This window comes from Nocardia cyriacigeorgica NBRC 100375 (genome assembly GCF_000308555.1).
In the GTDB taxonomy this organism is placed as follows: domain Bacteria; phylum Actinomycetota; class Actinomycetes; order Mycobacteriales; family Mycobacteriaceae; genus Nocardia; species Nocardia cyriacigeorgica.
In genome coordinates this window covers 1-12,711 of sequence record NZ_BAFY01000221.1, presented here as the reverse complement: position 1 = coordinate 12,711, position 12,711 = coordinate 1, and the positions used below count along the sequence as shown (strand labels likewise).

Genomic DNA, 12,711 nt, shown 5'->3' with positions numbered 1-12,711 from the left:
TCCTTCGGCACGAACGCCGGCGAGGCGAAGGTCAGCGGGAACATCACCAGCATCGAATAGCCCTGCACCGCCGAGGCCTTGTTGGCGATGACGCCGAAGAACGCCCAGATCCAGCTGGTCGCGAACGAGCACACGATCACCAGCGCGACGCCGGCGATCGCGCCCAGCGGGTCGGGCCGGAAGCCCATGATCACGCCCATGACCAGCGTCAGCACCGAGGCGATGCCGTAGCGAACCATATCGGCGGTCAGCGCACCCGACAGCGCCGAGATGCGGGCGATGGGCAGGGATTTGAAGCGATCGAAGACGCCCTTCTCCATGTCCTCCTTGAGCTGCACACCGGTGACGATGGAGGTCATGATGACCGTCTGCACCAGGATGCCGGGAATGATGACCGGCAGATAGCTGTGCACGTCACCGGAGATGGCGCCGCCGAAGATGTAGGTGAACATCAGTGTGAAGATGATCGGCTGGATCACCACATCGAACAGCTGCTCGGGATTGTGCTTGATCTTCAGCAGGCCCCGGTAGGCCATGGTGAAGGTGTTGTTGAAGGTCTGTTTCAGAGTGATGGGTCCCGCGGGCTGCGGGACCGGCCTGGCCTTGGCAGGCGCGGTGAGCGTAGTGGTCATGCTGTTTCCTTTCTGGCATGTCCGAGGCGCCCTGCGTGGTAACGCGAGCTGCCTCCTCCGGGCGCTGACTCGGTCATGCCGGACTCCGTTCGAGTTCGGATTCGTCGGTGTTGTCTTCGGCCGGATGGCCGGTGATGGTGAGGAAGACCTCGTCCAGGCTCGGCTTGCTGACCGAGATCTCCTCGACGCCGATCTCCCACTCGCGCAGCCGGATCAGCAGATCCGCGGTGACGCCCGGGTCGGGCAGGGCCGCGGTGAGGCGCCCGGCTTCCGGGGAGGCGGCGGCGTCGGTGCCGAGGAAGTCGCCGATGATGCGGCGGGCCTCGGCGAGTTGGTCGCCATCGGTGAGGGTCAGGTGTAGCGAGGACTGGCCGACCGAGGATTTGAGTTCGTCGGCGGTGCCGTCGGCGATCACCCGGCCGCGGTCGATCACCGCGATCCGGTCGGCCAGCTGATCGGCCTCGTCCAGGTACTGGGTGGTGAGCAGCACCGTCGCGCCTTCGCGGACCAGCCGGCGGATGGTGTCCCACATCTGCGCGCGGGTGCGCGGATCCAGGCCGGTGGTCGGCTCGTCCAGGAACAGCAGCGGCGGGGTGGAGATCAGGCTCGCGGCCAGATCCAGTCGCCTGCGCATACCGCCGGAGAAGTTCTTCAACGCCTTGTCCGCGGCCTCGGTGAGGTCGAATTCGTCGAGCAGCTCGGCGGTCTTGCGGCGCGCGTCGGCCCGGGACAGGCCGAGCAACCGGGAGAAGATCATCAGGTTCTCCGAGGCCGTGAGGTCCTCGTCGACGGAGGCATACTGACCGGTGACGCCGATCAGCGAACGCACCGCGTCCGGTTCGGCGAGCACGTCGTGGCCGAAGATGCGGGCGCTACCGCCGTCCGGGCGCAGCAGGGTGGCGAGCATGCGGATGGTGGTGGTCTTGCCCGCGCCGTTCGGCCCGAGGACCCCGTACACCGCGCCCTGCGGCACGGCCAGACTCACCCCGTCGACGGCGCGCTGGGCGCCGAACATCTTGACCAGGCCGTCGGCCTCGATGGCGAGGGGGCCGGTCGATGCGTAATCAGTCATGCCGACGACTGTGCGCGGCGGTCCTTGCACCGGGCTTGCACCGCGATTGCGTGGGTGCCGCAAGGCAGACGCAAGCGGCGTTCGGACCGCCGATTTGACCTCAACATTGGTTGAGTTTCTACCGTTGCCTCTGACGGTCGAACACCGTCGACCAACCCCTCCGACCAGCGAAGGTATCTGATGAATCCTGAGACCGCAGTGCCCGATCTGCGTGTGGCCGCGCTTATCGGCAGCGTCCGTGACGGCCGCTTCGGCGTTCGGATCGGTGCGTGGGTGCACGATCGGCTGACCGGCGCAGGCCTCGACGTCGAACTCCTCGATCTGGCCGAGACGACCATCCCGCACTCGATGGGCGCCCACGAGGACTTCGCGACCCTCACCGAACGCATCGGCCGCGCGGACGCCCTCATCGTGATCACGCCGGAGTACAACCACAGCTATCCGGGGCCGCTCAAGACCGCTATCGACATGCTCGGGCCCGAATTGCGCGCGAAACCGGTCGGATTCGTCTCCTACGGCGGAATGTCGGGCGGCTTGCGAGCGGTCGAGGCCTTGCGTCCGGTGCTGGCGGAACTGCACGCGGTGACCGTCCGGGAGACCGTCAGCCTGCACAACCCGTGGTCATCGCTCGACCCGGCCGACGGGTATCCGGACAAGGCAGCCACCGAGGCGCTACATGTGATGGCGCGGCAGCTGCTGTGGTGGGCCGACGCGCTGCGCACGGCACGAGAGCGAGTGCCGTACCCGGCCTGATCGCAGGCGTGCTCTGCCACGATGCGGGAATGCGCTCTCGACGGCGCGAGCCATTTTCGACCCGGGTCGGCGTACCGCTAGTGCGCCGACTCCGCCATCAGGATCTCCCGCAGCTTGGCGCGGTTCGGTTTACCCGGCCCGTGCAGCGGCAGCTCGTCGAGCACGGCGAGTTCGCGTGGTGCGGCGATGGGATCGAGTTCGCGCAGGACGTGGTCGCGTAGCTCGTCGAGGGTGGGGGTGGCGCCGGCCACCGGGACCACCGCGACCGCGACGCGCTGGCCGAGTCGTTCATCGGGCAGGCCCAGGACGACGACCTCGCTGATCGCCGGATGGGTGACCAGGACGGCCTCCACCACCTGCGGGATGACGAGCAGCCCGCCGGTCATGATGGCCTCGTCGAGGCGGCCGCTGATGCTGAGTACGCCGTTCTCGAAGGTGCCGGCGTCCTCGGTGCGGAACCAGCCGGGTTCGGCGAAGGCGGGATGGTCGGGCAGACCGCGGTAGCCGGAGGCCAGCATGGCGCCGCCGAGCAGGACCCGCCCGTCCTCGATGCGCACCTCGGCACCGTCGAGCGGGACGCCGTCGTAGACGCAGCCGCCGCAGGTCTCGCTCATGCCGTAGGTGCGAACCACGTTGATGCCCGCGGCTTTCGCGCGCTCGTACACCGGGAGCGGGGTGGCCGCACCGCCGACGAGCACGGCGTCGAGCTCGGCCAATGCGGCGGCGCCGGCGGGGGCGTCGAGCGCCTTGATCAGCTGGGTCGGTACCAGGGAGGTGTAGCGGCGCGGACCGGGCATGCTCGCGACCGCGCCGGCCAGCGCTTCGGGCAGGAAACCGCCGGAGACGTCGAGCACGGTCGGTTCGGTCCCGGCCAGAATGCTGCGCAGCAGCACCTGGATCCCGGCGATGTGGTGGGTCGGCAGCGCCAGCAGCCAGCTGCCCGGCCCGCCGAGCCGGTCGTGGGTGGCGTTGCCGCTGGCCCGCAGGGCCGCCGCGCTCAACATCGCGCCCTTGGGGACGCCGGTGGTGCCGGAGGTGGTGACCACCAGCGCGACATCGTCTTCGATCGGCTCGCCGGGAGCGAGCGCGCTGCTCAACCGGCGGGCCTCGCGGCGGTCACTGGTCGGAATCGGCAGCCACGCCGGGCCGTTGCCCTCGAGGGCCTCACGCAGATGCGGCAGCACATCACGCATGCCCGAACCGGTGGGCATCGGCAAGGTTCGCAGGGTACTCATGACTCCACCTCGCTGGCACTCGGCTCCGTCGAGGACGTGGTGGAGGTGCCGGGAGTTCGCTCGCTCACGGCTCCACCTCGTTGCGCTCGCTCACGACAGGGATCGTGTCATGGGCGCCGGACCGAGTGTGGAACGGGTTGCCGTGACGGTGTGTACCGGCTGCGGCCGCCGCCGTGAACGCGGGAAAGACAGGCTCGGATAGGCCAAACATCGAAACTGCGATTCGTTCGTCGGATGTACGCGGGCTACGGTCACCCGGGCATCGACGGTCGGGCGGCCATCCGAGCGCTATCGTTCCCCTCGGCTGTCCGAATGGCAACTCGATGGCCTGCCGACAGGCACCGGCCGGGGCCGCGATCATTGCGGCTTCCCGCGGCTGTCGCGGCGAATCGGATGATCGTCGGGCACCTCGACGAGCACGATCGCCACACCATCGGGATCGCGCACCCACATCTCGATCAGGCCCCACGGCTCCTGCACCGGCGGCCGCTCGATCGCCACACCCTTGAGCGTGAGTTCCACCGCCGCGGCCGACGCGTCGCGTACCTGCATCCAGATGGCTCCGTCGAAGCTCGACGAGCCGTCCGAACCGCCGTGCCCGGCGATCTCGATCAGCGACTGCCCGGCGAAGAACACCGTGCCGCCCGGGTACTCCCTGGCGATCGCCAGCCCCAGATCGTCCCGGTAGAAGGCGAGCGTCCGGTCGTAGTCGGCCGGTCGCAGCAGGATTCGGCTGCTCAGGATGTCCATCGGTCTCCCTCGTGGTGTGGATCCTCGCCTGGCGGTGCTGACCGGTCAGAAGTACCAGGGGTACGGGCTCCAGTCGGGTGCGCGCTTCTGCAGGAAGGCGTCGCGGCCCTCGACGGCCTCATCGGTCATGTACGCCATCCGGGTCGCCTCACCGGCGAACAGCTGCTGGCCGACCAGGCCGTCGTCGGCCAGGTTGAACGCGTACTTGAGCATGCGCTGGGCCTGCGGGGATTTGCCGTTGATGTCGGCGGTCCACTCCAGCGCGACGTCTTCGAGCTCGGCATGGTCGACGACCTTGTTGACCGCGCCCATCTGATGCATCTCCTCGGCGGTGTAGGGCCTGCCGAGGAAGAAGATCTCGCGGGCGAATTTCTGCCCGACCAGCTTGGCCAGGTAGGCGCTGCCGTAGCCGCCGTCGAAGCTGCCCACATCGGCGTCGGTCTGCTTGAACCGAGCGTGCTCGCGACTGGCCAAGGTGAGATCGCAGACCACGTGCAGGCTGTGTCCTCCACCCGCGGCCCAGCCGTTGACCAGCGCGATCACCACCTTGGGCATGAACCGGATCAGGCGCTGCACCTCGAGGATGTGCAGCCGGCCCGCCCTGGCCTGGTCCACCGTGTCGGCGGTCTCGCCGCTGGCGTACTGGTAGCCGCTGCGTCCGCGGATGCGCTGATCGCCGCCGGAGCAGAAGGCCCAGCCGCCGTCCTTGGGGCTCGGGCCGTTGCCGGTGAGCAGCACCGCGCCGACGTCGGAGGTCATCCGCGCGTGGTCGAGCACGCGGTAGAGCTCGTCGACGGTATGCGGACGGAAAGCGTTGCGCACCTCGGGCCGATCGAAGGCGACCCGGACGGTGCCCTGCTCGATATGCCGGTGGTAGGTGATGTCGGTCAGGTTCTCGAACCCGGGTACGGGCCGCCACAGCGTCGGATTGAACGTCACGTCAGTGATTATGGCCCTGCGGGCGGATGGTTCCGGCGCAGGTGTGCGGCGCTCGACTCCCGGTCTGCGGGAGGCATCGACTTGACGGTGTAAAAAATCGCGTTAGCGTGCAGGTATGAGTGAGCGAGTAGAACCGGTTATCGACGACCCGGCGGGCGAGCGACGCGAACGGAGGCGGCAGCCTGCGTCACCACGGAGTGAGCCGGGAGGCCGCCGATCCGATGCAGCGGTCGACGAGTCCCGGTATGAGAAGCACGGCGGTTTCCCCAAGATCACGCCCGCCCGGGTCGGCCCTGATTTCGGGCCGTTCGTCGAAGCGATGCGCACCTTGCAGGATCTGACCGTCTCCGTCGACGCACCGGACGATGTGCTCGCCGACGCTCTCGCTCAGGCCAACCGGTTGATCGAACTGCTCGAGCCCTACCGCGCACCCGAATTGCAGGGCCCGGCCGGACGCGCGGTCGAACTGCCCGGCCGCGGCAGCCTGCTGCTGCTCCCGTGGCGCACCGTGGAAGCCGGACCGGACGGCATCGTGATGAAGGGCGTCTTCCGCCGCTTCCACCTCGGCGGCAACTCGGCCGCCCACGGTGGCGTGCTGCCGCTGCTGTTCGACGACCTGCTCGGCATGATCGTGCACTACGCGGGCCGCCCGATCAGCCGCACCGCCTACCTGCATGTGAACTACCGCAAGGTGACTCCGCTGGAGACCCCGCTGACCGTGCGCGGGCGAGTCGAACGAATCGAAGGTCGCAAAACTTTCATCAGCGCTGAACTGGTCGATGAGCAGGGCACAGTGCTCGCCGATTGTGAAGGGCTGATGGTGCAGTTGCTGCCGTGGCAGCCATAGCCCACGCAAGCCCGAAAGCGATGCGTATAGTTGCGGCTGCTCGTCCATCGAAATAACGATCCGGAGGACCCTGAAAGTGGTTGCAGCACTGTCTGAATCCCTGCTCGACGAGGCCAAGCGCCCGGCCTTCCTCGCTGACGCCGTCCAGGTGCTCGATGCCGAGGTCTCGGACAAGGGTGGTGCGTCCGGCCTGGCTGTGAAGGGTGGGTACGCGGCGGTCAAGAAGATCAGCCCGTCCATCGTGCCCGACGCGCTGGAGTCGCTGGCGCCCAAGCTGCTCGCGCAGCTGGAGCCCTACTGGCAGGAATACACCGCTGCCGGTTCGGGTAGCTTCGCCGACCTGCTGGTGGCCAAGTCGGACGAGGTCGCCGAGGCGTTGCTCGCCGTCACCGACGAGCGGGCCGAAGCCTCCACCCGGCCTGCCATCAAGAAGGTCTACAACTCGATGCGTTCCTCGGCCAAGAAGAACGTCATCGAGGCACTGCCGCGCGTCGGCGACCTGGTGCAGCGGCACGCGGGCTGATATCCCCCTGGCGGTACCGCTGCGGATCTCGTGGCGGTACCGCTGGTGTCCGGCCCCGGATGTTCGTATCCGGGGCCCATCCCGAATCTCGCGTCCGGGCGGCGTGATTCAGCTCGGCGCGGCCTTGCCGAAACGCCAGTAGCCGGTGAAGGTGACGTCCGCCTTGGCGATCCCGCGCTCGTTGACCAGATGCCGGCGCACCCCCGAAGCCAGCGCCTGCTCGCCCGCGACGAATCCGTACACGCCCGTGCTCGGCAGCTCCGCGGTGCGAACCGTGGCCGCCGCCAATTCCCCGATCTTGGCCGCATCGCCGGTCCGGGGCAGCCAATGCACTTGAACCCCTTCGGGTTCGCCGAGTTCCTGCACATCATCGGCGTGCGGGATCTCGATATAGGCCGCGCCGCGCAGGTCACGCGGGGCCGACCGCAGGATGCCGGCCAGCGCGGGCATCGCGCTCTCATCACCCACCAGCAACGACCAATTCGTATGCTCGGGCGCCTGATACATCACGCCTTCGTCGAACAGGCCGACCGTGGTGCCGATGCTGACATTGTTCGCCCAGGCGGAGGCCGGACTGTCGTCGCCGTGCGAGACGAAATCGATATCGATCTCGGCGTGCTCGCCGAACTGGCCCGCGCCGGCGGGACGGAAATCGCGCACTGTGTAGTTGCGCACCAGCGGCCTGGAGTCCTTGCTCATCATCAGATACTGCGCGTACCAGAGGTTGTTCGCCGCGGTGGGCAGCCGTAGCTCGCTCTGCTGCGGGCGGCGCAAGAACAACCGGAACCACTGGTCGTAGCCCATCGGAGTGAAATCGGCGAGATCCGGCCCGCCGACGGTGACGCGGACGAAGTGCGGGCTCAGCCGCTTGCTCGCGAGGACCTCGGCGGTGCAGATCCGCCGCTCGTCCGGCTTGAGGTACTTGGTGCGCTTGGCCATGAGCCTTAGGTTAGCAAAACCTAAGGAACGCCGGGTGTGAGCAGGCTGACGAGTCCGGAAAGCGCACCGTCTGAGAGGCTGGAGAGGTGAACCCGTCAACAGCACAGGCCCAGGTCGTCGTCGACGAGCTGGCGCGCGGGGGCGTGCGAGATGTCGTGCTGTGCCCCGGCTCGCGTAACGCGCCGCTGGCCTTCGCCTTGCAGGCCGCCGACGCCGCCGGACGGCTACGGCTGCACATGCGCATCGACGAACGCACCGCCGGGTTTCTGGCCATCGGCCTCGCCATCGCCTCCGGCTGTCCGGTGCCCGTCGTGATGACCTCAGGGACCGCCGTGGCCAACCTCGGACCGGCCGTGCTCGAGGCCAACTACGCGCGGGTTCCGCTCATCGTGCTCAGCGCCAACCGGCCCTACGAGATGCTCGGCACCGGCGCCAACCAGACCATCGAACAGCTCGGCCTGTTCGGCAGCCAGGTGCGCGCGACCATCAGCCTCGGCCTCGCCGAAACCGACGACGCCGGCGGCTACGACCAGCACAACAGCGTGTGGCGCTCGGCGGTCTGCCGGGTGCTCGCCGCCGCACGCGGCACCCGCTCCGGCAATGCCGGACCGGTGCATTTCGATATCCCGCTGCGCGAACCGCTGGTCCCCGACCTCGCGCCGGGCGAATCGCTGCCGCAGGGCCGCGCCGACGGCAGCGCCTGGACCGCCACCCGCTACGCGACCCTCGACGTTCCGCTCGATATCGATTTGACGCCCGACACCGTCGTCATCTCCGGCCATGGCGCCGGACTGCGACCGGAACTGTCGCAGCTGCCCACCGTCGCCGAACCGACCGCCCCGATGCACGGCCCGGCCCTGCATCCGCTGGCGCTGCCGTTGCTGAAGCCGAAGCAGGCGATCATCACCGGACGTCCGACGCTGCACCGTCAGGTGTCGAAGGTGCTGGCCGATCCCGAAGTAACGGTGTTCGCGCTGACCACGGGCCCGCGCTGGCCCGACGTGTCCGGCAATGTGGTCGGCACCGGCACCCGCGCCGTCACCACCGGGCAGCCGCGCCCGGAATGGCTGGCGCACTGCCGCGATCTGAACGCCAAGGCAGGTCAGGTCGTGCGGGAAGAGCTGGCCGGGCATCCCAAGCCGACCGGCCTGCATGTGGCCGCGGTGGTGATGGACGCGCTGCGCGAGGGCGATCAACTGCTGCTCGGCGCCTCCAACCCGGTGCGTGACGCCGCGCTGGTGTCGGCGCCCCGCGCTGGTGTGCGGGTGTTGTCCAACCGCGGCGTCGCCGGCATCGACGGGACCGTCTCCACCGCGGTCGGCGCGGCACTGCATCACACCGGCCGCACGATCGCGCTGATCGGTGACCTCACCTTCTTGCACGACGCGTCCGGGCTGCTGATCGGGCGCGGCGAGCCACGGCCCGCAGATCTGACCATCGTGGTCGCCAACGACGACGGTGGCGGCATCTTCGAACTGCTCGAACAGGGCGACCCGCAATACGCAGGAGTGTTCGAGCGGGTCTTCGGCACCCCGCACGGCATGGATCTGGCCGCCCTGTGCGCGGCCTACCGCATCCCGCACCAGCAGGTCACGCCCGAAAAGCTGGCCGCGGAACTGGGCGGGAACGCGCACGGTATCCGGGTACTCGAAGTGGTGACCGAACGATCGAGCCTGCGCGAGCTGCACGCGACCGTGCGGGCGAAGATCCAGGGCTAGAACGCACTCGCCGCCGCCCGAACGCGCGGGCGACGGCGGGCACGGACCCGATCAGGCGGGCGCCTCGGTCTCCTCGTCTTCGTATTCGTCATCCATCGGAACCGGAATCGACTGCTCCACCACGTCGGCCGGGTTGGCTTCCCAGTTGTCCCTGGTGCGGAGCTCGGCGGTGTCGAGGCCGGTGTCCTCGTCCTCGGGCGCGATCTCGACCGACTGTTCCGCCAGGTCGGCAGGGTCGGCGGCCGGGACCGGGTCGGGGGTGTTCGGGGTCATCGTGGGCTCCTCTCCGCGTAAGCCCCGCGCGGTGCCGCGACGGGGCGGACAACAGTCCAACGCTGTCGAGCATGCTCCGGTCGGCCCGATCCGGCAACCATGGGCGGGTTGTTTCGCCGCTGCGATGAATTCCGGCCGTCGGTTCCGTCTCAACGAGTGGACCTCCCACCACTCGCTCCAGGAGACACGATGACACCGGAGTTCGATTTCGCCCCCGCTGCCACCGCCCTCGGCACCGTCGTCGCGGGCATCACCGACGACCGGCTCGGCGCGCCCACCCCGTGCGCCGACACCACCGTGCGGGATCTGCTCGCGCATGTGGTCGATCTGACCGAGGCGTTCCGGCAGGCCGCCACCAAGGAGGCGGTCGGCGGGTCCGTCGCGCCGACGACCGGGCCGGAGAACCCGCTGGTATCGGACTGGCGCATCCGCATCCCGCGTCAGCTGGACGCGCTGGTCGCCGCCTGGCGGGAGGATTCGGCATGGGACGGCGACACCGAGGCGGGTGGGGTGAGCATGCCCGCCGCCATCATGGCCCGCGTGGCGTTGGACGAACTGGTGATCCACGCCTGGGATCTCGCGCGCGCCACCGGACAGGAGGTCACGGTCGCGGACACGGATCTGGACCTGCTGCTGGAGTTCCTGCGCGATACTCCGGCGGAGGGGACGCCGGGCTTGTTCGGCCCGGTGGTGCCGGTCTCCGAGGATGCGCCGAAGGTCGACCGCTTGCTGGCGCTCACGGGGCGCGCGGCGGACTGGGCGGCTCCGGCGGATTCGACGGTGTGACGCCGACCGGCCGCTGAATCCGACGCCGTCCTCGGACCGCGTTCCGGTGCGTCAGCGGCGGGTTCGCCCGGCGCCGGTACGCTGGCCCGGTCATGCTGGCCCTTCTTCTCGCCCTCGCCGGGTTCGCCTTCATCGATTCCCTCGATCTGCTGCTCGTCGGCGTCACCACCGCGATCGTGTTCGACAGCAAACTCGGGCGCCGGTCGCCGGTGCCCGGTGGATTGAGTTTCCTCGCGGGCGTTTTCGCGGTCACCACGACCTTCGGGCTGCTGGCCGTGCTCGGCATCAACTTTCTCACCGGCTGGTTCGACTTCCGGTTGACGCCCACCGTCCGCGCCTGGGGTGAGCTGGCGATCGGTCTGGCGCTCATCGCCGTCGCGTGCCTGCCTGCCGGCGCTCGCGCCGAACCACCGCCCTGGGCCACGGCGTTCCGGCGGAAACCGTGGCTGCTCGGCATCGTCGGCGTCGCCATCGGGCTCGCGCAGGCGCCGACCGCCATTCCATATCTGGCCGGGCTGGCGATGATCTCGGCGCGTGATCCGCTGCCGCCGCTGTGGCCGGCGATCGTGGTGGCCTACTGTGTGCTCGCGCTGCTGCCGCCGTTGATCGTGCTGGTGCTGGCGACCCGCCGCTCGCCGGGAGCGCAACGCGTCTACCGGAAAGTGGTTCGGGTACTGACGAAGTACGGTCCGGTCTCGGTCCGCGTCATCTTCATCGTGCTCGGCCTCGCGCTGCTGGTCGATGCCGGTGTGCACTATCGGCACCTGTGGTGATCCGCAGGGGTAACCGAGGCAACACCGGTGCGCGCATCGATACTTCCGGGCGGGCGGTTAATGTCGGTGGCGTGGCGAAAACACACTCGGTCCGGGCCTCGCTGGACAAGCAGCCCAATGAGGTCGCGGCGATGTTCGACGAGGTCGCGCAGCGGTACGACTCCACCAATGTCCTGATCTCCGGTGGCCAGGACTGGTACTGGCGGCGGGAGACGCGCAAGGCGATCGCGCCGCGTCCGGGCGAGCGGGTGCTCGACCTCGCCGCGGGTACCGGGGTGTCCACCGCTGAGTTCGCCAAGTCCGGCGCCTGGTGCGTCGCGGCCGACTTCTCCCAGGGCATGTTGAAGGCGGGCCGGTTCCGCGAGGTGCCCATGGTCGCGGGGGATGCGATGGCGCTGCCGTTCGCCGACAACTCCTTCGACGCCGTCACCATCTCCTACGGTCTGCGCAATGTCGCCGACCCGGATCTGGCGCTGCGCGAAATGCTGCGAGTGACCAAACCCGGCGGACGCCTGGTGGTGTGCGAGTTCTCGACGCCGACGGTGCCCGCGTTCCGTTCGGTCTACCGGCTGTACCTGACCAAGGTCCTGCCGCAGATCGCCAAGGTCGCCAGCAGCAATCCCGAGGCCTACGCCTACCTCGCCGAGTCCATCCCGGACTGGTCGAATCAGCGTCAGCTCGCGCTGCGGATCGCCGACGCGGGCTGGTCCGGCGTACGGTGGCGCAACCTGAGCTTGGGTGCGGTCGCCTTGCACCGGGCCTACAAGCTGGGGTGATGTACGTCGCACCGGTGTGAACGCCCAGCTCACAGCGGTGAACGCACGACGGTGAGCGGAAACGTCATCTGCCGATAACATCGGGCAAACCAGCTGAAACCGAGCGCCGCGATGATCGGTGGCATGTCCGATGCGGTGACCGACCGGCAACCGGGCACGACCAGGACGGCGTGCTCGTACTGCGGTGTGGGCTGCGGCATCACCGTCGACACCACCCGCGACGCGACCGGCGCCACCGTCATCGCCAAGGTCAGCGGCGACAAACTGCATCCGTCGAACGCGGGCAGGCTGTGCACCAAGGGCGCCACCCACGCCGAGCTCATGCGCACCGATGGCCGGACGCGGACCGCCTACCGCCGCGACGGCCGCGACGAGGCGCCGGTCCCGATCGACGTCGACGCCGCGGTCGCCGAGACCGCCAACCGGCTGCGCGCCATCCTCGACGAGCACGGCCCCGATGCCATCGCCCTCTACGTCTCCGGGCAGATGTCGCTGGAAGCGCAGTATCTGGCCACCAAACTCGCCAAGGGCTACCTGCGCACGGTGCACATCGAGGCCAACTCCCGGCTGTGCATGGCGAGTGCGGGCACCGGATACAAGCAGTCGCTCGGCGCCGACGGGCCGCCCGGCTCCTACGACGACATCGATCACGCCGACCTGTTCTTCGTCATCGGCGCGAACATGGCCGACTGCCA

General features: G+C 68.8%; 15 protein-coding genes. 8 read left to right on the top strand and 7 right to left on the bottom strand.

What is annotated here, in order from left to right; translation table 11 throughout:
* The coding region (locus tag RJ05_RS22995; RefSeq protein WP_036540542.1) for an ABC transporter permease at nucleotides 1-632 on the bottom strand (632 nt) is incomplete at its 3' end.
* Nucleotides 633-705: 73 nt separating this feature from the next.
* Entirely contained in the window at nucleotides 706-1,704 is a 999-nt protein-coding gene (locus RJ05_RS22990; protein WP_036540541.1) for a daunorubicin resistance protein DrrA family ABC transporter ATP-binding protein, read from the bottom strand.
* A 180-nt stretch (nucleotides 1,705-1,884) separates the two neighbouring features.
* Here RJ05_RS22990 and RJ05_RS22985 point away from each other — a divergent pair, with 180 nt between their 5' ends.
* Nucleotides 1,885-2,457 carry an NADPH-dependent FMN reductase gene (locus RJ05_RS22985; protein WP_036540540.1) on the top strand — a complete coding sequence of 191 codons (573 nt, stop codon included), beginning with the start codon at nucleotides 1,885-1,887 and terminating at the stop codon, nucleotides 2,455-2,457.
* Between the two features lie 77 nt (nucleotides 2,458-2,534).
* Here RJ05_RS22985 and menE read toward each other — a convergent pair whose 3' ends face one another.
* The 3 genes from menE to RJ05_RS22970 form a co-directional block, all read right to left on the bottom strand.
* On the bottom strand, nucleotides 2,535-3,692 hold the full coding sequence (gene menE, locus RJ05_RS22980) for an o-succinylbenzoate--CoA ligase (protein ID WP_036540539.1): 1,158 nt from the start codon (nucleotides 3,690-3,692) through the stop codon (nucleotides 2,535-2,537).
* Between the two features lie 357 nt (nucleotides 3,693-4,049).
* Nucleotides 4,050-4,442 carry a VOC family protein gene (locus RJ05_RS22975; RefSeq protein ID WP_036540538.1) on the bottom strand — a complete coding sequence of 131 codons (393 nt, stop codon included), beginning with the start codon at nucleotides 4,440-4,442 and terminating at the stop codon, nucleotides 4,050-4,052.
* Between the two features lie 45 nt (nucleotides 4,443-4,487).
* Nucleotides 4,488-5,381, bottom strand: coding sequence for a 1,4-dihydroxy-2-naphthoyl-CoA synthase (locus tag RJ05_RS22970; protein ID WP_036540537.1), 894 nt, complete (start codon nucleotides 5,379-5,381; stop codon nucleotides 4,488-4,490).
* Between the two features lie 115 nt (nucleotides 5,382-5,496).
* Between RJ05_RS22970 and RJ05_RS22965 the strand changes: the two genes are divergently transcribed.
* Both RJ05_RS22965 and RJ05_RS22960 read left to right on the top strand, forming a co-directional pair.
* Nucleotides 5,497-6,228 carry a hotdog domain-containing protein gene (locus RJ05_RS22965; RefSeq protein WP_036540535.1) on the top strand — a complete coding sequence of 244 codons (732 nt, stop codon included), beginning with the start codon at nucleotides 5,497-5,499 and terminating at the stop codon, nucleotides 6,226-6,228.
* A 76-nt stretch (nucleotides 6,229-6,304) separates the two neighbouring features.
* Nucleotides 6,305-6,751 (top strand): DUF6918 family protein, encoded by a 447-nt coding sequence (locus RJ05_RS22960; protein WP_036540534.1) that lies wholly within the window; start codon nucleotides 6,305-6,307, stop codon nucleotides 6,749-6,751.
* 108 nt (nucleotides 6,752-6,859) lie between these two features.
* Here RJ05_RS22960 and RJ05_RS22955 read toward each other — a convergent pair whose 3' ends face one another.
* Complete coding sequence (locus tag RJ05_RS22955; protein ID WP_036540532.1) at nucleotides 6,860-7,690, bottom strand: siderophore-interacting protein; 831 nt, start codon at nucleotides 7,688-7,690, stop codon at nucleotides 6,860-6,862.
* A gap of 86 nt (nucleotides 7,691-7,776) precedes the next feature.
* On the opposite strand from RJ05_RS22955, the gene menD reads away from it, so the two are divergent.
* Nucleotides 7,777-9,408 (top strand): 2-succinyl-5-enolpyruvyl-6-hydroxy-3-cyclohexene-1-carboxylic-acid synthase, encoded by a 1,632-nt coding sequence (gene menD, locus RJ05_RS22950; RefSeq protein WP_036540531.1) that lies wholly within the window; start codon nucleotides 7,777-7,779, stop codon nucleotides 9,406-9,408.
* A gap of 51 nt (nucleotides 9,409-9,459) precedes the next feature.
* On the opposite strand, the gene RJ05_RS22945 is transcribed toward menD, so the two are convergent.
* A complete protein-coding gene (locus RJ05_RS22945; RefSeq protein ID WP_051016825.1) occupies nucleotides 9,460-9,681 on the bottom strand; it encodes an Rv3202a family protein in 222 nt (73 codons plus the stop codon).
* A gap of 189 nt (nucleotides 9,682-9,870) precedes the next feature.
* Between RJ05_RS22945 and RJ05_RS22940 the strand changes: the two genes are divergently transcribed.
* From RJ05_RS22940 to RJ05_RS22925, 4 genes are all read left to right on the top strand, one after another.
* Nucleotides 9,871-10,467, top strand: coding sequence for a TIGR03086 family metal-binding protein (locus tag RJ05_RS22940; RefSeq protein ID WP_036540530.1), 597 nt, complete (start codon nucleotides 9,871-9,873; stop codon nucleotides 10,465-10,467).
* A 92-nt stretch (nucleotides 10,468-10,559) separates the two neighbouring features.
* A complete protein-coding gene (locus RJ05_RS22935) occupies nucleotides 10,560-11,240 on the top strand; it encodes a GAP family protein (protein ID WP_036540529.1) in 681 nt (226 codons plus the stop codon).
* A 71-nt stretch (nucleotides 11,241-11,311) separates the two neighbouring features.
* Nucleotides 11,312-12,016, top strand: a complete 705-nt coding sequence (locus RJ05_RS22930; RefSeq protein WP_036540527.1) for a demethylmenaquinone methyltransferase — start codon at nucleotides 11,312-11,314, stop codon at nucleotides 12,014-12,016.
* A 111-nt stretch (nucleotides 12,017-12,127) separates the two neighbouring features.
* Nucleotides 12,128-12,711: molybdopterin-dependent oxidoreductase (locus RJ05_RS22925; RefSeq protein ID WP_156090848.1), on the top strand; the 584-nt coding region annotated here is incomplete at its 3' end.